17 protein-coding genes and 1 pseudogene are annotated in these 18,350 nt (G+C 67.2%); 10 read left to right on the top strand and 8 right to left on the bottom strand.

Annotated features, from left to right (window positions below; translation table 11 throughout):
- Position 1: 1 nt before the first annotated feature.
- Positions 2 to 901: a metal ABC transporter solute-binding protein, Zn/Mn family gene (locus ABQE93_RS07205; protein WP_448411384.1), complete on the bottom strand. Its 900-nt coding sequence runs from the start codon at positions 899 to 901 to the stop codon at positions 2 to 4.
- 103 nt (positions 902 to 1,004) lie between these two features.
- Here ABQE93_RS07205 and ABQE93_RS07210 point away from each other — a divergent pair, with 103 nt between their 5' ends.
- Positions 1,005 to 2,105 (top strand): Rv3575c family transcriptional regulator, encoded by a 1,101-nt coding sequence (locus tag ABQE93_RS07210; protein ID WP_448411386.1) that lies wholly within the window; start codon positions 1,005 to 1,007, stop codon positions 2,103 to 2,105.
- Here the strand turns inward: ABQE93_RS07210 and ABQE93_RS07215 are convergent.
- From ABQE93_RS07215 to kstR, 3 genes are all read right to left on the bottom strand, one after another.
- Entirely contained in the window at positions 2,102 to 3,040 is a 939-nt protein-coding gene (locus tag ABQE93_RS07215; protein ID WP_448411387.1) for a phosphotransferase, read from the bottom strand. The two genes, ABQE93_RS07210 and ABQE93_RS07215, sit on opposite strands and share 4 nt — an antisense overlap.
- A gap of 62 nt (positions 3,041 to 3,102) precedes the next feature.
- A complete protein-coding gene (gene otsB, locus ABQE93_RS07220) occupies positions 3,103 to 3,858 on the bottom strand; it encodes a trehalose-phosphatase (protein ID WP_448411389.1) in 756 nt (251 codons plus the stop codon).
- A gap of 2 nt (positions 3,859 to 3,860) precedes the next feature.
- Positions 3,861 to 4,541 (bottom strand): cholesterol catabolism transcriptional regulator KstR, encoded by a 681-nt coding sequence (gene kstR, locus ABQE93_RS07225; protein WP_448411391.1) that lies wholly within the window; start codon positions 4,539 to 4,541, stop codon positions 3,861 to 3,863.
- A 202-nt stretch (positions 4,542 to 4,743) separates the two neighbouring features.
- Here kstR and ABQE93_RS07230 point away from each other — a divergent pair, with 202 nt between their 5' ends.
- Positions 4,744 to 6,885, top strand: a complete 2,142-nt coding sequence (locus ABQE93_RS07230) for an acyl-CoA dehydrogenase family protein (protein ID WP_448411393.1) — start codon at positions 4,744 to 4,746, stop codon at positions 6,883 to 6,885.
- Here ABQE93_RS07230 and ABQE93_RS07235 read toward each other — a convergent pair.
- Both ABQE93_RS07235 and ABQE93_RS07240 read right to left on the bottom strand, forming a co-directional pair.
- Positions 6,882 to 7,427: a hypothetical protein gene (locus tag ABQE93_RS07235; RefSeq protein WP_448411395.1), complete on the bottom strand. Its 546-nt coding sequence runs from the start codon at positions 7,425 to 7,427 to the stop codon at positions 6,882 to 6,884. The genes ABQE93_RS07230 and ABQE93_RS07235 overlap by 4 nt on opposite strands.
- 37 nt (positions 7,428 to 7,464) lie before the next feature.
- Positions 7,465 to 8,523 (bottom strand): 2Fe-2S iron-sulfur cluster-binding protein, encoded by a 1,059-nt coding sequence (locus tag ABQE93_RS07240; RefSeq protein ID WP_448411397.1) that lies wholly within the window; start codon positions 8,521 to 8,523, stop codon positions 7,465 to 7,467.
- Between the two features lie 181 nt (positions 8,524 to 8,704).
- Between ABQE93_RS07240 and hsaA the strand changes: the two genes are divergently transcribed.
- Genes hsaA through hsaB form a run of 4 tightly spaced genes read left to right on the top strand, consistent with a single transcriptional unit; the run spans position 8,705 to position 12,244 of the window.
- Positions 8,705 to 9,889 carry a 3-hydroxy-9,10-secoandrosta-1,3,5(10)-triene-9,17-dione monooxygenase oxygenase subunit gene (gene hsaA, locus ABQE93_RS07245; RefSeq protein WP_448411399.1) on the top strand — a complete coding sequence of 395 codons (1,185 nt, stop codon included), beginning with the start codon at positions 8,705 to 8,707 and terminating at the stop codon, positions 9,887 to 9,889.
- Positions 9,889 to 10,779, top strand: a complete 891-nt coding sequence (hsaD, locus tag ABQE93_RS07250; RefSeq protein ID WP_448411401.1) for a 4,5:9,10-diseco-3-hydroxy-5,9,17-trioxoandrosta-1(10),2-diene-4-oate hydrolase — start codon at positions 9,889 to 9,891, stop codon at positions 10,777 to 10,779. The genes hsaA and hsaD overlap by 1 nt, the downstream gene beginning before the upstream one ends.
- On the top strand, positions 10,776 to 11,678 hold the full coding sequence (gene hsaC / locus ABQE93_RS07255; protein ID WP_448411402.1) for an iron-dependent extradiol dioxygenase HsaC: 903 nt from the start codon (positions 10,776 to 10,778) through the stop codon (positions 11,676 to 11,678). Before hsaD ends, hsaC begins: the two co-directional genes overlap by 4 nt.
- Complete coding sequence (hsaB, locus tag ABQE93_RS07260; protein ID WP_448411404.1) at positions 11,678 to 12,244, top strand: 3-hydroxy-9,10-secoandrosta-1,3,5(10)-triene-9,17-dione monooxygenase reductase subunit; 567 nt, start codon at positions 11,678 to 11,680, stop codon at positions 12,242 to 12,244. The genes hsaC and hsaB overlap by 1 nt, the downstream gene beginning before the upstream one ends.
- Here the strand turns inward: hsaB and ABQE93_RS07265 are convergent.
- Positions 12,241 to 13,005 (bottom strand): alpha/beta fold hydrolase, encoded by a 765-nt coding sequence (locus ABQE93_RS07265; RefSeq protein WP_448411406.1) that lies wholly within the window; start codon positions 13,003 to 13,005, stop codon positions 12,241 to 12,243. The genes hsaB and ABQE93_RS07265 overlap by 4 nt on opposite strands.
- 45 nt (positions 13,006 to 13,050) lie before the next feature.
- Positions 13,051 to 13,965, bottom strand: a complete 915-nt coding sequence (locus ABQE93_RS07270) for a LysR family transcriptional regulator (RefSeq protein ID WP_448411408.1) — start codon at positions 13,963 to 13,965, stop codon at positions 13,051 to 13,053.
- A 114-nt stretch (positions 13,966 to 14,079) separates the two neighbouring features.
- On the opposite strand from ABQE93_RS07270, the gene ABQE93_RS07275 reads away from it, so the two are divergent.
- From ABQE93_RS07275 to ABQE93_RS07290, 4 genes and pseudogenes are all read left to right on the top strand, one after another.
- Positions 14,080 to 15,450, top strand: a complete 1,371-nt coding sequence (locus ABQE93_RS07275; RefSeq protein WP_448411410.1) for an MFS transporter — start codon at positions 14,080 to 14,082, stop codon at positions 15,448 to 15,450.
- A complete protein-coding gene (locus tag ABQE93_RS07280; RefSeq protein ID WP_448411412.1) occupies positions 15,447 to 16,193 on the top strand; it encodes a 3-hydroxybutyrate dehydrogenase in 747 nt (248 codons plus the stop codon). The genes ABQE93_RS07275 and ABQE93_RS07280 overlap by 4 nt, the downstream gene beginning before the upstream one ends.
- Positions 16,190 to 18,094, top strand: a complete 1,905-nt coding sequence (locus ABQE93_RS07285) for an acetoacetate--CoA ligase (protein ID WP_448411414.1) — start codon at positions 16,190 to 16,192, stop codon at positions 18,092 to 18,094. The genes ABQE93_RS07280 and ABQE93_RS07285 overlap by 4 nt, the downstream gene beginning before the upstream one ends.
- A 49-nt stretch (positions 18,095 to 18,143) precedes the next feature.
- Positions 18,144 to 18,350 (top strand): annotated as a pseudogene (locus ABQE93_RS07290) (HNH endonuclease); the annotation flags it as partial.

The following is an 18,350-nucleotide window of genomic DNA, read 5'->3' on the forward strand; positions in this document are numbered from 1 at the left end:
ATTATCGGCTCGCCAGCGCCGACTTATCCAACTGGCTGGCCAACTGCTCAACGGTGTTCCGCTGCCAGGTCAGGTAGTCGGTGTTCTCGGGAAGGGTTTCGGTGACCGTGACGACCGGCACCGCGGCGCGGGTGGCGGCCTGGTGCAGCTGCTTGGTGACTGCGGTTTCGGTCTGCGGGTTGAACAGCAGCGCAGCGACTTCGTGGTTGTTGATCAGGTCGAGCATCGTGGCGAGGTCGGCCGGTGCGGGGTCGGCGTCTTCTTCGATCGCGTTGGTAAAGCCCTCGGGGGTCTTGTCGGTGATGCCCGCGTTGGCCAGCAGGTAGTGCGCGACGGGTTCGGTCACCACCACCGACGCGCCGGGGTGGGCTTGTCCGATGGCCCGCTCGCTCGCCAGGATCGCGTCGGCGCCTGCGCCGAACGCGGCCGCGTTGGCGCGGTAGGCGGCGGCGTTGTCGGGGTCGATCTCGGTGAGCCGGTCGGCGATACGGGCGGCCACGACCTGCGCGGTGGCGGGGTCGTAGAAGACGTGTTCGTTGGCCGACGGCCGCGGGTCGGCGCGCAGTGAGTACGCGTCGACGGTCGCCACGTCGGGGTTGTCGGCCAGCACCTCGTCCACCCAGTGGTCGTAGTGGCCGCCGTTGTAGACCACCAGCGACGCGTCGGTGATCGCGGCGGCGTCGGCGGGGGTGGCCTGGAACGAGTGCGGGTCGGCGACGGTGCCGTTGACGATGGAGGTGACCGTCGCGTGTTCGCCTGCGACCGCATCGGCGACGCTGCCCCACACGTCGGTGGAGGCAACGACGGTGGCGGCGCCGCTGTCTTCTTGAGGCGGTTGGGTACACCCGGCCAGCCCGACCGTCATCGCCACGGCCGCGACGGCGGCCACCGCTGCACGCATGCGCAACTCCCTAAAGCATCCAGATAACAATGAAAACCGTTTCCAAAAACTCTACTGCACGGTAGCCGGGAACGCGCAAGTCGATCGGCTAACGTGGCAGAGCATGTCAAGGAGTCCCACGCCCAGGCGGCGTGCGACCCTGGCCTCGCTGGCCGCCGAGCTCAAGGTCTCGCGGACCACCGTCTCCAACGCCTACAACCGTCCCGACCAACTGTCGGCTGACCTGCGAGAACGTGTGCTCGCGACCGCGAAGCGGTTGGGCTATCCCGGCCCCGACCCGGTGGCGCGCTCGCTGCGCACCCGCAGGGCCGGCGCCGTCGGCCTGATGATCACCGAACCGCTCAACTACTCGTTCAGCGACCCTGCGGCCCTGGACTTCGTCGCCGGTCTCGCCGAATCGTGTGAAGAGGCCGGTCAGGGGTTGCTGCTGGTGGCGATCGGGCCGAACCGCAGCGTCAGCGAGGGGTCGGCCGCGGTGCTGGCGGCCGGCGTCGACGGCTTCGTCGTGTATTCGGCCTCCGACGACGATCCGTACCTGCCCGTCGTGCAGCAACGGCACCTGCCGGTGGTGGTGGTGGATCAGCCCAAGGATGTACCGGGCCTGTCGCGGATCGGCATCGACGACCGCGGCGCCATGCGCCATCTCGCCGAATACGTTGTGGGCCTTGGCCATACCGAGATCGCCCTGTTGACCATGCGGTTGGACCGCGACTGGCCGCACCGACCGTCGCAACCGACGGTGGCCGATCCGCAGCGGTTGGGCATGCCGCACTTTCACGTCCAGCGCGAGCGGATCCAGGGTGTCTACGACGCGATGACGGCGGCCGGACTGGACCCCGCATCGCTGACGGTGGTGGAAAGCTATGAGCACCTGCCGACGTCGGGCGGTGCGGCCGCCGAGGTGGCGCTGGCGGCCAACCCGCGAGTGACCGCGCTGATGTGCACCGCCGATGTGCTGGCGCTGTCGGCAATGGACTACCTGCGCGCCAAGGGCGTCTACGTGCCGGGCCAGATGACGGTGACCGGCTTCGACGGGGTGCCCGAGGCGTTGCGGCGCGGGCTGACCACCATCGTTCAGCCCAGCATCGAAAAGGGCCGTCGCGCCGGTCGGCTACTGCACCATCCGCCGCGATCCGGGCTGCCGGTCATCGACATGCTCGACACCGAAGTCGTGCGAGGCCGCACCAGCGGTCCACCCACCTAGAGCGCGCGCAGCTCCGGGGTTTCGCGCCACGCCCCGATCATCGGTGCAACGGCCTCGACGAGCATCGGCAGCTCCGGGGCCATCGCCAGCGCGGCGACGATGCCCAGCCGGGCCGCCGCCTCGGTGACCCGCAGCACCCGCTGGTCGAGCGGACGCAACCCGAGCGCGACGGCTGCCGCGTCGTACGTCGCGACGCCGTCCGGCCCGACCAGCGCCAGGTCGGATTCGACCGCGCCCACCGTGACCAGTTCGAAGTCCGACCACAATTCACCGTCTGGGGTGGTGATCATGTTGTGGTAGGGCGCATCCCCGTGAATGGTCTGCAGGCTGACGCCCGGCAACGCCGTGGCGAACGTGGCGCGCGAGGTGAGCATCGGGCCGATCACCGCCCACTCCCGTTGTGCGCGAGCAAGATCCGAACTCGGCAGCAGATCGTCGCGGTGCTGCAGTGCGGCCAGCCCGTCAGGAATGTACTTGCTGAAGGGTGTCCAGAACCCGAGGTCACCGTCGTAGTCGCGCAGCGCGGCGTGCATCCCGGCGGTTTCTTCGATGCGCGCCGACATTTCGGGTTCGGCGTCGGGCACCTGTTCGACGAACTGCCAGAACGTCATCGAGAACCCGTCGCGGCGAACGGGTTCGGCTGGCACCAGCGGGCTCGGCGGGACCACCGGATGGCCGCGTTCGGCGAGCCAACCGATCACCGCGAGTTCGGCGCGCTGCTGGGCGGTCTGGGCTTGCGGGGATTTCGCGTATGACGGCGGCAGCACCGTCGGCACCCGCACCACCACCGGCGACGGCGCCAGGTGCACGACTACGGAGAACGCCTCGTAGAGGATCCGGGCGTCGTCGACCTGCAGTCCCAGGGCGACGCCCGCCGCCGTCGCGGCCGACACCGCCCGCGCGGTACGGGCGGCGATCTGATCGGGGGTGAGCACGGCGCCCTAGCGCGCCGACGTTGGCGCCGAGATCGACGAAATGGTCAGTTTTACTCGCACTTTTACGCCCGTTTGTCCCTTTCGGCGAGGAGGAACTGCAGCGCGGCGGCGACGTCGTCGGGTGAGTCGACGCGGTAGGTTGCCAGCGACTCGCCCGGGCCGACCTTCACCCCGACGTCGGAGTCGCCCAACCGGCGAAACGCCTTCTCGTCGGTCACGTCGTCGCCGAAAAACACCACGGCCGAGGCGTTTTCCTGCTCACGCAGGATGTCGAGCGCCAGCCCCTTATCGGTCTGGATCACCGCGAACTCGAGTACCGCCTTACCCGCGGTGGCCTGCGCATCCCACGACCCGGACGCCGCGCGCGCCGCATGCAGCGCCGCCTCCCCGTCAGCGGTCGAGGCGTTGCGCACGTGCAGCGCGACGCTGGCCGGCTTGGTTTCGACTGTCACACCGGGTTTGTCGGCTGCGATCGCGTTCAGTTCCGCGGTGATGCGATCCAGCAACGCGTGGTCGATGTCGTGGGTGAACCCGGAGGTGAACTCGGCGCCGTGGCTGCCGACCAGATGCACCGACGACCCCTGGGCGTACCCCGACAGCGAGCGCAGCACCTCCAAGGCGCGCCCGGAGATCAACGCCGCCGCGGTGTCGGGCAGTGTTGCGAGGCGGCCAAGGGCATCGGCGGCATCAGACAGGGGGCGGGCATCGGCCGGATTGTCGACGATGGGGGCCATCGTGCCGTCGAAGTCGGACGCGACCAACAGTCGCGGCACGGCGGCGGCCGCGATCAGCGCACGCTGCAGGTCGGCCGGAAGCACGCCTAGATCTTAGGGTGCTCGCCGTCGCCGATGAGCAGTCGCACCGCAAGGTCGAGGCGCTTGGCCACGTCGGTCGCCGACGCGCGCCGCGTCAGCCACGCCAGCAGGTTCGACAGCCACACATCCGAGATCACCCGGGCGATGTGGTACTGGTCCTCGGTCGGTTCACCGTCGCTCATGGCGCGGGCGAACATCGAATCCATCAGCTTGCCGACGTGATCAACCTCACCGGCCGCCGATGCGTCTGCGAACACGAACGCGCGTGTCATCGCCTCGGTCAGCAGCGGGTTGCGCTGCATCGCGCGGTTGAGCTTGCCCACCATGATGTTCAGCCGTTGATAGGGCGTTCCGCCGGTCAGCGTCGAACGGTCGGTCTTGGCGTCGATGCGTTCGAACTCGCGGCCCAGCGCCGAGACCAGCAGGTGCACCTTCGACGGGAAGTAGCGGTAGAGCGTGCCGACCGCGACGTCGGCGCGTTCGGCGACCGCGCGCATCTGAACCGCCTCGTAGCCGCCTTTGGAGGCGATGGCCAGCGTGGCGTCGAGGATGCGCTTGCGGCGCTCCCGCTGGGCTTCTGATCCGAGTTCGGACTCGGCGAGCACTGCCACGTTCATCACCTGCCGCGGCCGCGAACCCGACCCTGGCTCAGGGTTGGTACGTGCTGGCGACGGCGGGCCGGACATGCGGCAGTTGACTCCTTCATCTTGCGTGCTCGCTGAAAACGATACGCATGCAGATCCCCATTTTCTCACCTCAGCGCACCGACGGCACCGACGTGTGCTGCTGTAATGGCGGTCGACTTGACGGTCGAACGCTGGCACTATTAGAACACGTTCTAGTGAGGAGCACCGCCTTCTCGCCCAAACGCTAGGAGTCTCGGTGTCGGTGTCGTCCAATCAGACCGTTGCTGACGAGCAGCTTGCCGCGCGTGAACTGGTTCAGAGCTGGGCTGCGAGCTCGGGAGCGATCGAGGCCACACGCGACGTCGAGCACGGTAACGCCGGCGCCTGGCGGCCGGTGTACGACAAGTTGGCCCAGCTAGGGATATTCGGCGTGGCGTTGCCGGAGGAACACGGCGGCGCCGACGGAACGGCCGAGGACTTGTGCGCGATGATCGACGAGGCGGCCGCCGCGCTGGCGCCCGGGCCGGTTGCCACCACGGCGTTGGCCACCCTGGTCGTCGAGCGCTCGGATCTGCTGCAGGCGCTGGCGTCCGGTGAGCGGGTGGCCGGGGTCGCGTTGTCGGCTGACCTGCGCCTCGAGGACGGCCGGGTGTCGGGGACCGCGGAGTACGTGCTCGGCGCCGACGCGTCCGCGGTGCTGGTGCTGCCTGCCGGGGACGCGTTCGTCGTGGTCGACGCCACCGGTCAGGGGGTGTCGGTCGAAGCCCTTAAGGCCACCGATTTCTCTCGGCCGCTGGCACGGGTGGTGCTGGATTCGGCGCCTGCCGAGACGCTGAGCGCGTCCAGCCAGCGGGTCGCCGACCTGGCCGCGACGGTGCTGGCCGCCGAGGCCGCCGGGTTGGCCCGCTGGGCGCTGCAGACCGCGACCGACTACGCCAAGGTGCGTGAGCAGTTCGGCAAGCCGATCGGCAGCTTCCAGGCCGTGAAGCACATGTGCGCCGAGATGCTGCTGCGCTCGGAGCAGGCGTCGGTGGCGGCCAGGGACGCCGCGAGAGCCGCCTCATCCGAAGCCGACGGGCAGCAACTGTCGATCGCGGCCGCGGTGGCCGCGGCGGCAGGCATCGACGCGGCCAAGGCCAACGCCAAGGACTGCATCCAGGTGCTCGGGGGCATCGGCATCACCTGGGAGCACGACGCGCACCTGTATCTGCGTCGGGCCTACGGCATCGCGCATTTCCTCGGTGGCGCGCAGCGTTGGCTGCGGCGGATTTCGGCGCTCACCCAGCAGGGAGTGCGCCGCGAACTGCACATCGATCTCGACTCGGTGGCCCACCTGCGGCCCGAAATCGCTTCTGCGGTGGCAGAAATCGCCGGGTTGCCGGTCGACAAGCGTCAGGCCGCGTTGGCCGAGGCGGGTCTGCAGGCGCCGCACTGGCCGCGCCCGTACGGCCGCGACGCCGGGCCGGCCGAGCAACTGCTGATCGATCAGGAACTGGCGGCCGCCGACGTCGTGCGCCCGGATCTGGTGATCGGATGGTGGGCCGCGCCAACGATTCTCGAGCACGGCAGCCCGGAACAGATCGAACGGTTCCTGCCGCCCACGCTGCGCGGCGACCTCATCTGGTGCCAGCTCTTCAGCGAGCCAGGCGCGGGTTCGGACTTGGCGGCGCTGCGCACGAAAGCCGTTCGGGCCGAAGGCGTGACCGCGGACGGCGCAAAGAGCTCAGGTTGGAAGCTGACCGGGCAGAAGGTGTGGACCTCGGCTGCGCAGAAGGCGCACTGGGGTGTCTGTTTGGCAAGGACCGATCCAGACGCGCCGAAACACAAGGGCATCACCTACTTTCTCGTCGACATGACCTCGCCGGGCATCGTCATCCGGCCGCTGCGCGAGATCACCGGCGACGAGCTGTTCAACGAGGTGTTCTTCGACGAGGTCTTCGTCCCCGACGAGATGGTCGTCGGGCAGGTGAACGACGGTTGGCGCCTGGCCCGCACGACGCTGGCCAACGAACGGGTCGCGATGGCGGCAGGTACGGCGTTGGACAACCCGATGGAAGAACTGCTCAAGACGGTGGCGACGCTGGATTTCGATGCCGCCGAACAGGATCGGCTCGGGGCGTTGATCGTGGCCGCGCAGGTCGGCGCGCTGCTGGATCAGAAGATCGCCGAACTCGCGGTGGGCGGCCAGGACCAGGGTCCGCAGGCCAGCGCGCGCAAGCTGATCGGTGTGCGCTACCGCCAGGCGCTCTCGGAGTTCCGGATGGAGCTGTCGCAGGGTGGCGGCATCGTCGAGAACGACACCGTGCACGACTTCCTCAATACGCGGTGCCTGACCATCGCCGGTGGCACCGAGCAGATCCTGCTCACGCTGGCCGGCGAGCGCCTACTCGGGCTACCGCGCTAGCTGAAGGGGGCCTGCGCGCAGGCGTCCGGCGAGGTGAGGTTGACCCCCGCGTAGACCACCTGGATGTGCGCGCACACGATCAACGGCACGTCGGTGCGCGGTGTGCCCGTGCGAATGTCGACCGGCCAGGTCTGCCCGTGCAGGCGGAACTTCTCCGGTGGTCCACCGCCGAAGTAGATGGTGGTGAACTCCATATCGGTGAGCGACTTGAACATCCGGGTATTGGGCGCATCGGATTTGGCATCCACATAGACGGAGCGATCCATCGTGCGCAGCGTCGTCGTCTGGCGCGCCCACAGATCGCCGGGGAATCCGGTGATACCTTGCGGGCCAAGCAGATTGGCGCTGGTATCAAAGAAGCACGTGCCCTCGGCCGCCACGCAGTTGGCGGTGACCTCCATCTGCAGCGATGTGGCCGCGTCCACGGGGATCGACGCGTGCGCCGTGTCGACCGCTGCGGTCGCCGTCGGCGCCGGGGAGACCAGCGCGAGCGCCAACCATGCTGCCGGGATCGCTCCGAGTAAGCCGCCCAAGCGCTTCACAATTCTCCCTTCGGTGCGGCGAATGCTAGCCCGCCGGCTACTCGTCGTAGGTGACTTCGACCGAATCCGACCGTGGTTTGGCCTGGCAGCCGAGGATCAGACCCTCCTCGAGGTCGGACTGCTCGAGCACGTCGTTGACCTCCATCTCGACCTCGCCGTCCTTCTTGAGCACCGCGCACGCCCCGCAATGACCTTCGCGGCACGAGAACGGTGCGTCCAGCCCCTTGTCCAGCAACACGTCGAGCAGTTTGGCGTTGCGCGGCCAGACAACTTCGTGGGTCTGGCCGTCGAGCGTGACGATCGCGGTGGCTGGGCCCTCGTCGCTGTCGTCGTCCTCGATCACCACCGCCGCGAACGGGTCGGATTCCAGCGACTTGAACACCTCGATGTGGATCCGACTGGTATCGGCCCCCGCGTTCTGCAGCGCCTCCTCGGCGGCGGCCATGAACGGCGCGGGCCCACAGATGTAGGCGTCGCGTCCGACGTAGGGCGCGATGATGCCCGCCAGCGCCGCGGCGTTCGGCAGCCCCTGCACGCTGACCAACCAGTGCACGACCGTGAGCCGGTCGGGGTACTTGGCAGCCAGCTCGCGCAGCGCCGCACCGAAGATCACCGAGTTCTCGTCCTGGTTGGCGTAGACCAACACCACCTTGCCGCTGCCTTCGGCCAGCGCCGACTTGCAGATCGACAGCATCGGCGTGATCCCGCTGCCGGCGGCGAGCAGCAGAAAGTCGGCGTCGAGCGTCTTGGGCACGAACGTGCCCGACGGGGCGAGCACGTGGATCTTCATGCCCGGGTGGGCGTGGTCGCAGAGCCAGTTGGACGCGTAGCCGCCGTCGGTGCGTTTGACGGTGACGGTCATCGGATCGCCGGTGAACGGTGAGCTGCACAGCGAGTAGCAGCGCGCCACCGAACCGGTGCGCTCGCTGGGCACCCGCAGCGTCAGAAACTGGCCGGGTGCGTAGCGCAGCCGTTCGGCGGGAATCTCGGGGCCGTCGGGGACGCGAAATACCAGCGACCGCGCGTCGGGGGTCTCCTCGACCACCTCGGCCACTTCGAGCTCGAGCACGTGGCTGCCGAGCGGCTCATCGGTCACGGCCGTCTACCCTTTCCTAGGCCCATAATTAGAACAGGTTACAGAAACACATGTGTGCAGGTCCAGCAGCTGTTGGAGCGCTGTACTCGACATGAATCGTAACGTGTTCTAATCTCTGTCTAACGGTCTGCTCTTGCACAAGCGCTCATCGGCAGGTCCTTAGCTCTCGGGAGGCAAACCAGTGACGTCCATTGAACAGCGTGACGTGCAGTCGGTCCTAGCCGGTATCGACGATCTGCTGCCGTTGATCGCCAAGCGCGCGCAGGCCACCGAAGACCTGCGTCGCCTGCCCGACGAGACCGTCGCCGAACTCGACGAGGTCGGCTTTTTCAAGCTGCTGCAGCCCGAACAGTGGGGCGGATTGCAGTGCGACCCCACGCTCTTCTACGAAGCGGTCCGCCGGCTGGCCAGCGCGTGCGGATCCACCGGATGGGTGGCATCGATCGTCGGTGTGCACAACTGGCACCTTGCCCTGTTCGACCAGAAGGCCCAGGAAGAAGTCTGGGGTGAGGACCCCGCCGTGCGGGTGTCGTCGTCGTACGCGCCGATGGGCGCGGGCCAGGTGGTCGACGGCGGCTACCTCGTCAACGGCTCGTGGAACTGGTCGTCGGGGTGTGACCACGCGACGTGGACGTTCGTCGGCGGGCCGGTGATCAAGGACGGCCGCCCGGTGGACTTCGGCAGCTTCTTGATCCCGCGCACCGAGTACGACATCGACGACGTCTGGCACGTGGTGGGGCTTCGCGGCACGGGCAGCAACACGTTGGTGGTCAAGGACGTGTTCGTGCCGACGCACCGCTTCCTGTCGTACAAGGCGATGAACGACCACACTGCCGGTGGTCTGCAGAACAACACCGCGCCGGTGTACAAGATGCCTTGGGGCACAGTGCATCCGACGACCATCTCGGCGCCGATTGTGGGGATGGCCTACGGCGCCTATGACGCGCACGTCGAGCACCAGGGCAAGCGGGTGCGCGCCGCATTCGCGGGCGAGAAGGCCAAGGACGATCCGTTCGCCAAGGTCCGCATCGCCGAAGCGGCCAGTGATATCGACGCCGCGTGGCGTCAGTTGATGGGCAACGTCGGCGACGAGTACGCGCTGCTGCAGGCCGGCCAGGAGATTCCGTTCGAACTGCGCGCCAGGGCGCGACGCGATCAGGTACGCGCGACCGGCCGCGCCATCGCCTCGATCGACCGCCTCTTCGAGGCCTCCGGCGCCACCGCACTGAACAACGACGCTCCGGTGCAACGGTTCTGGCGTGATGCACATGCCGGACGCGTGCACGCCGCCAACGATCCGGAACGGGCCTATCTGATTTTCGGAAACAACGAGTTCGGCCTGCCGCCGCAGGACACGATGGTCTGATGACCTCCTTCGCCGCCGAAGCTGCCCAACAGCAAGAGATCACGTTCGAGTCGACGTCGCGTTACGCGCAGGTCCGCGAAGATATGCGGCTGCACTATCACGAGGCCGGCGTCGGCAACGGCGAGACCGTTGTGCTGCTGCACGGCGGCGGACCGGGCGCTTCGAGCTGGTCAAACTTCGGCAAGAACATCGCCGTGCTCGCACAGCACTTCCACGTGATCGCCGTCGACCAGCCCGGTTACGGGCACTCCGACAAGCACACCGAACACGAGCAGTACAACCGCTACAGCGCCACCGCGGTGTTGAACCTGTTCGACCACCTCGACATCGAACGTGCTGCGCTGGTGGGGAATTCACTCGGCGGCGGGACCGCGGTACGGTTCGCGCTCGACAACCCCAAGCGCGCGGGCCGGCTGGTGTTGATGGGCCCCGGCGGGTTGAGCGTCAACCTGTTTTCACCCGACCCCACCGAAGGCGTCAAGCTGCTCGGCAAGTTCACCGCCGAGCCCACGCGCGAGAACATGGAGAAGTTCCTGCGCATCATGGTCCACGACCAGAGCCTCATCACGCCGGAGTTGATCGACGAACGCTTCGCGATCGCCAGGCAGCCCGAGTCGCTGGCCGCCGCCAAAGCGATGGGTAAATCGTTTGCAGGCGCCGACTTCGAGCTCGGCATGATGTGGCGCGAGGTGTACAAGCTACGCCAGCGGGTACTTCTGATCTGGGGCCGTGAGGACCGCGTCAACCCGCTCGACGGCGCGTTGGTGGCCCTCAAGCAGATTCCCCGGGTGCAGTTGCACGTCTTCGGGCAGTGCGGACACTGGGCCCAGCTGGAGAAGTTCGACGAGTTCAACAAGCTGACGGTGGATTTTCTAGGAGGCGGGTCGTGAGCATCCGGTCACTGGGCTATCTACGGATCGAGGCCACCGACGTCGCCGCTTGGCGTGAGTACGGGCTCAAGGTGCTCGGCATGGTCGAGGGTAAGGGCGACACCGATGGCGCCCTCTACCTGCGGATGGACGACTTCCCGGCGCGCCTGGTCATCCTGCCGGGCGAACATGACCGGCTGCAGGTGTCGGGCTGGGAAACCGCGAACGCCGCAGCGCTGCAGGAGATCCGTAACCGGCTCGACGTCGAGGGCACCCCGTACAAGGAAGCCACGGCCGCCCAGCTGGCCGACCGCCGCGTCGACGAGATGATCATCTTCGACGACCCGTCGGGCAATACGCTCGAGGTGTTCCACGGGGCGGCGCTCGAGCACCGCCGCGTGGTCAGCCCCTACGGTCACAAGTTCGTCACCGAGGAGCAGGGGCTCGGGCATGTGGTGCTGACCACCCGCGACGACGCCGAGTCACTGCACTTCTACCGCGACGTACTCGGGTTCTCGCTGCGCGACTCGATGCGGCTGCCCCCGCAGCTGGTCGGCAGGCCCGCCGACGGACCGCCCGCGTGGCTGCGGTTCTTCGGAGTCAACCCGCGGCATCACAGCCTGGCCTTCATGCCCGGTGAAACACCGAGTGGGATCGTGCATTTGATGGTCGAGGTGGAAAGCAGCGACGATGTCGGCCTGTGCCTGGACCGGGCGCTGCGGCGTAAGGTGCCGATGTCGGCGACGCTGGGTCGCCACGTCAACGACAAGATGCTGTCGTTCTACATGAAGACACCCGGCGGTTTCGACGTCGAATTCGGTTGTGAGGGCTTGCAAGTCAAAGACGAAGACTGGGTCGCCCGCGAGAGCACCGCGGTGAGCCTGTGGGGCCACGACTTCAGCGTCGGTTTTAAGAGCTAGTGTCCGCAGAAACGTTGGACCCGCGCACATTTCGCAGTGTGCTCGGCCAGTTCTGTACCGGTATCACCGTGATCACCACGATGCACGAAGAGGTGCCGGTCGGCTTTGCCTGCCAGTCTTTTGCGGCGTTATCGCTGGATCCGCCGCTGGTGTTGTTCTGCCCGACCAAGATGTCGCGGTCGTGGCAGGCGATCGAGGCCAGCGGGAACTTCTGCGTGAACGTGCTGCATGAGAACCAAAAGGACGTCTCGGCGACGTTCGGCTCAAAGGAGCCCGACAAGTTCGCCAAATTCGATTGGTACCGCTCCGAACTCGGGTCACCGGTGATCAAGGAAACGCTGGCGCACATCGACTGCACGGTGCATACCGTGCACGACGGCGGTGACCATTACGTGGTGATCGGCGCCGTGCACTCGCTGTCGGATGCCCCGCAGCGCAAGCCGCGCCCGCTGCTGTTCTACCGGGGCCAGTACACCGGAATCGAACCGGACAAGACCACGCCGGCGCAGTGGCGCGACGACCTCGAAGCGTTCCTCACCGCCACCACCGACGACACCTGGCTCTAGAGACCGTTGATGAAGTCGATGACAGTGGCGGCCACTTCCGCGTGCATCGCCTCGTTGAGCACGTCGTGGCGGGCTCCCGCGAACTCCGCGATCCGCAGCGCCTCGATCTGCTCGGCGTAGGCGCGCACTGGCCCGATCGGCGCGATCGGATCGTTGACGCCGTGCAGCGCCAGCGTCGGCACCGTGAGCTTCGGCAGATCGGAACCGAACCGGTCCCACGCCTTGTCGAGCTCCCGCGTCAGCGCCACGCCGTCGGCGTCGACGAACGCCAGCGGGTCGGTCTCCAACGTATCCACGTAGAAGGGGTCCGCGGAAAGCCACGCCGGATCCAGCTCGACAGACGGGTCGCTGTCGAGCATCGCGGCGATCGGCACCAGCGGTGCACCCGAAATCACCCCCGCCCGGTAGCGGTCGGGATGGTTCAGCAACCGGAACAGCGTGACGACCGACCCGAACGAATGGCCCTGGGCGATCATCGGTAAACCGGGACGCTGGCTCTCGGCGATCTCGGTCAAGGCGTCGGCCAATTCGGAACTGTCACCGATCGAACCGACGTCACCGCGAGCACCGGGGGTCAGGCCATGGCCGAACTGGTCGACCGCCCACAAGTCGATGCCCGCGGCGTTCAGCGTGAAACCGTAACGGTGATACAGCCCGGTGTGTTCGCCGAAGCCGTGCAGAAAGATCACGACGGCGCGTGGGGTGGCGGCAGCCCAGTGGCGGTAGTAGGCGCGGCCCTTCGGATGATCGATGAACGGCATGAATCGACTGCAGCAAGACGCCGCGCGATACGCAACCCCTTCGGGTCAATCCCGGCCGAGCAGAACGTCGCGCTGGTCGGCCATCTGGGCACGGATGGCGTCGACCACGGCGGCGACCTCGGGTCGGCGTAACGTCTCGGCGCGCGCGACGAGCCAGTAGGTCAGCTGGACCGCGACGGCGCGCGGCAGCACCCGCACCAGGTCGTCATGGCGGTCGGCCATGAAGCAGGGCAGAAGGCCCAGGCCGGCGGAGGCTCGTGTCGCCTCGACGTGTACGAAAACGTTGGTGGAGGTCACCGATTCGCGCATCGTCGGGGGGAAGTTGGTCGCCACGTCGAGGTCGTCGACCTGCAGCATGGCGTCGATGAAGTAGATCAGCGGAAAGCGGGACAGGTCGGCGATGCTCGTCGGTGTGCCGTACGCACGCAGGTATTCGCGCGCTCCGTACAGGCCGAGGCGGTAGTCACCCAGTTGAATCGCCTTGGCGCGGTGTACCTTCGGCTCGCCAACCACTATCTCGACGTCCAGGCCCAAACGCTGCTGGGTGGCCGGCCGGGTGGTGGCCACGATCTCGACGGCGACCCCTGGGTGCTCGCGCTGGACGTGGGCGGCGGCCGGCGCGGCGATGTAGGCCGAGAAACCGTCGGTGGCCGAGATCCGTACGACGCCCTCCAGGGTGCGTTCGCCGCCGGTGTCGACCGACAGGGACCGCACCGCCGATTCGACGGCCTCGGCTGCCGACAACGCCTCGCGGCCGAGGTCGGTCAGTTCCCAGCCGCCGGCACCTCGCGCCAGCACCCGGCCGCCGATTGAACGTTCGAGTGCGGCGATGCGTCGCGAGATCGTGGTGTGGTTGAGCCCGAGTTCCTCGGCAGCGGTGGTGTAGCGGCCCGAACGGCCGACAGCCAGCAAAACCAGCAGGTCATCGGCGCTGGGTCGGCGGCCGAGCGGCGCGGTCATATCTGCATTTTCGCAGATTGGTGCTGCAGGTTTGGCTATTGCGGGTTCGGGGGACCTGCATGAATACTCACACAGCGGGTCTGGATCCAGGGTCACCGTTCGAAGGAGCGTCCGATGAGCATCAGTGACGAGCCGAGGCCCGCCGGGGCCGGTGCGGTACCGACCGGTCTGAAGCGGGTGGTGGTCGCTTCGATGGCCGGCACGGTCGTCGAGTGGTACGAGTTCTTCCTGTACGCGACCGCGGCCACGCTGGTGTTCAACAAGGTGTTCTTCGCCGAGGGCACGAGCGAGGCCGCCGGGCTGATCGCCGCACTGCTGACCTACGCCGTCGGGTTCGTCGCGCGGCCGCTCGGCGGCGTGGTGTTCGGACACTTCGGCGACAAATACGGCCGCAAGAAACTTCTCCAGTTCGCAATCCTGCTCGTCGGCGCCGCCACCTTCCTCATGGGTTGCCTACCGACCTACGCGCAGATCGGGGTGTGGGCGCCGATCCTCCTCGTGATCCTGCGGTTCCTCCAAGGCTTCGCGGTCGGCGGCGAGTGGGGCGGCGCGGTGCTGTTGGTCGCCGAGCACAGCCCGAACGACAAGCGCGCGTTCTGGTCCAGCTGGCCCCAGGCGGCGGTGCCCGTCGGCAACATGCTGGCCACCGTCGTGCTGCTGGTCCTGACGCAGGTGCTCTCGGAGGCGTCGTTTCTGTCCTGGGGCTGGCGGATCGCGTTCTGGCTGTCGGCGGTGGTGGTGCTCATCGGCTACTACATCCGCACGAAGGTCTCCGACGCACCGATCTTCGTCGCCGCCCAACAAGAGGTCGAGCGGGCCAAAGCGGCGTCCTTCGGCGTGGTCGAGGTGTTGAAGCGTTACCCGCGTGGGGTTTTCACCGCGATGGGGCTGCGCTTCGCCGAGAACATCATGTACTACCTCGTCGTCACGTTCTCGATCGTCTACCTCAAGACCCACGTCGAGGCGGACACGAGCGACATCCTGTGGTGGCTGTTGGTCGCGCACGCGGTGCACTTCGTGGTCATCCCGCAGGTGGGACGGTTGGCGGACCGCTTCGGGCGTCGGCCGGTGTACATCGTCGGCACGATCGCCGCGGCCAGCTGGGGCTTCTTCGCGTTCCCCATGATGGACAGCGCCAACTACCTGCTCATCATGGGCGCCATCATCGCGGGCCTGGTGATCCACGCGCTGATGTATGCGCCGCAGCCGGCGCTGATGGCCGAGATGTTCCCCACCCGCATGCGGTACTCCGGTGTCTCCCTTGGCTACCAGGTCACCTCGATCGTGGCCGGCTCGTTGGCGCCGGCCATCGCGACCTGGCTGCTGGACAGGTTCAACTCGGCGGTGCCGATCGCGCTGTATCTCGCGGGCGCGGCGGCGATCACCTTGGTGGCCGCCCTCCTCACCCGCGAAACCAACGGAATCGACCTGGAGGCCCTCGATCAGGCCGACCGCGATGAGCTAGCGAAGGCGGACCAGCCATGACCGATCTGGACGGCCGGACCGCACTGGTCACCGGCGCTGCGAGCGGAATCGGCGCCGCATGTGCGCGCGCGCTGGCCACGCGCGGGGCCCAGGTCACCGTCGCCGACCTCGACGCCGACGGCGCCGAAACCGTCGCCCGCGAGATCGGTGGAAAGCCTTGGGTCGTCGACCTTTCGGACGTCAGCGCCCTCGAAGACCTGCAACTGCAGGCCGACATCCTGGTCAACAACGCCGGCGTGCAACACGTCAGCCCGATCGAGGAGTTTCCGCCCGAACGTTTCCGGTTCATCCTGGCGCTCATGGTCGAGGCGCCGTTCCTGCTGATCCGCGCCGCGCTACCGCACATGTACGGCCAGAAGTTCGGTCGGATCATCAACATCTCGTCGGTGCACGGCCTGCGCGCCTCCGAGTACAAGAGCGGCTATGTCACGGCCAAGCACGGGTTGGAAGGTCTTTCGAAGGTGACTGCGCTGGAGGGCGGTCCGCACAACGTGACCAGCAACTGCATCGACCCTGGATACGTGCGCACTCCGCTGGTCACCAAGCAGATCGCCGACCAGTCGCGCCGCCACGGCGTCCCCGAGGATAAGGTGGTGGAAGAGATTCTGCTGAAGGAGAGCGCGATCAAGCGGCTGGTCGAACCGGAAGAGGTTGGCTCCCTGGTGGGTTGGCTCGTTTCACCGGATGCGGGGATGGTGACGGGCGCTTCGTACACGATGGACGGCGGGTGGAGCGCCCGATGACCGAGACCGTGGCCGCGCAGTGGACGCCGACCGCCGACGACATCGCGAAGGCGCGGATCACCGATTTCGCCCGGTTCGTGCAGCAGCGGGTCGACACACCTTTCGAGGACTATCAGTCGCTGTGGCAGTGGTCGGTCGACGATTCTTCCGCGTTCTGGGCGGCGCTGTGGGACTACTTCGAACTCGGCGACCGACCGGACACGGTGCTGGCCGCCGAGACGATGCCCGGTGCGCAGTGGTTTCCCGGCGCCAAGCTGAACTACGTCGACCAGGTGATACGCAACGCGCGCACCGACCGGCCGGCCATCTTGCACGTGGCCGAGGACGGTTCGACCGAGGAAGTGTCGTGGGCTGAACTTCTCAGCCGGACAGCTGCTTTCGCGCATCGGCTGCGGGAGCTTGGGGTGGGCGCCGGCGACCGGGTGGTCGGATTTCTGCCGAACATCCCCGAGGCGATCATCGCGTTTCTCGCGACGGCCAGCATCGGTGCGGTGTGGAGCGCGTGCGGACAGGACTACTCGGCCAAGGCGGCGCTGGACCGCCTCGGTCAACTCGAACCGACGGTGCTGGTGACCGCCGATGGTTACCACTACGGCGGGAAGTTCCACGACAAGCGCGACGACGTCGCGGCCATGCAGGCCGGCCTGCCGTCGCTGCGCGCTACCGTGCTGGCCGCCGAGATAGGTGACCCGGGCGAGGGTCGGGAACTGGCCACTGCTGCCGTGGATTTCGACCATCCGCTGTGGATCCTGTTCTCCTCGGGCACCACCGGGCTGCCGAAGGGCATCGTGCACGGCCACGGCGGTGTCCTGTTGGAACACTTGAAAGCCATTGCACTGCAGTCGGATATCGGTCCGGACGATACGTTCTTCTGGTTCACCAGCCCGAGCTGGATGATGTGGAACTTCCAGGTCGCCGGATTACTGGTCGGGTCCACAATCCTCTGTTACGCGGGCAGTCCCAGCTCGCCGAGCCCGGACGCGCTGTGGGAGATCGCCGCGCGGGTACGCGCCACCGTGCTGGGCACCAGCCCGGGCTACGTGCTGAGCTGCGCCAAGGCCGGTGTGGTGCCCCGAAACGACCACGACCTCTCGGCGCTGCGCACGGTCGGCATCACGGGTTCCTCGCTGCCACCGTCGACGTCACTGTGGTTGCGCGACAACGTCGGTGAGCGCGTCCAGGTGTCGTCGATCAGCGGCGGCACCGACGTGGTGTCGGCGTTCATCGGCGGCGTACCCACCGTGCCGGTCTGGCCGGGGGAGTTGTCCGCGCCCTACCTAGGGTGTGCGCTGGACGCCTGGGATGAGTCGGGCAACCCGGTGCGCGACGAGGTGGGCGAACTTGTGATCACCAAGCCGATGCCGTCCATGCCGATCAGGTTCTGGAACGACGACGACGGATCGCGTTACCGCAGCGCGTATTTCGAGACGTACCCCGGCGTGTGGCGGCACGGAGACTGGATCACGATCACCGAGCGCGGGAGCATCGTCGTGCACGGCCGGTCGGATTCCACGCTGAACCGGCACGGCATCAGGATGGGCAGCGCCGACATCTACCAGGCCGTCGAACGGATTCCGGAGATCGCCGAGGCGTTGGTGATCGGCGCCGAACAGGCCGACGGCGGGTACTGGATGCCGTTGTTCGTGGTGCTCGCCGGCGACGCCGAGCTCACCGACGAACTGCGCGACCGCATCAAGAACACCATCCGCACCGAGGTCTCACCGCGGCATGTGCCCGACGAGATCATCGTCGCGCCGGGGGTGCCGCACACCCGTACGGGCAAGAAGCTCGAGGTGCCGATCAAGAAGCTGTTCCAGGGTGCGGAATCGGCGAAGGTGGTCGAGCGCAGCGCCGTCGACGACCCTGCGCTGCTGGACTGGTACGCCAACCTCAAACGCTGACCCGGTTGCCGGGCCGCTCCTGTCGGTGGCGCCGACTATTGTCGAACCTATGTTCGAGTTGGTGTCGGATGGCGAGTTGGTCGATTTCATGGGTGAGGAGACCCGGGAGGAGTCGGCGGCGATGGGTCGGCGCCTGGCGGCGGTGGGTGAGTTGTTCGCCCGCCGTGAGCGCGACTATCAGGAAGCCAAGTTCTACTTCACCGATGTGGTGGCCGCGGTGGCCGCCGAGATCGCCCCGATCCAAAACATCAGCCAC

The organism is Mycolicibacterium sp. XJ662, from assembly GCF_053484035.1.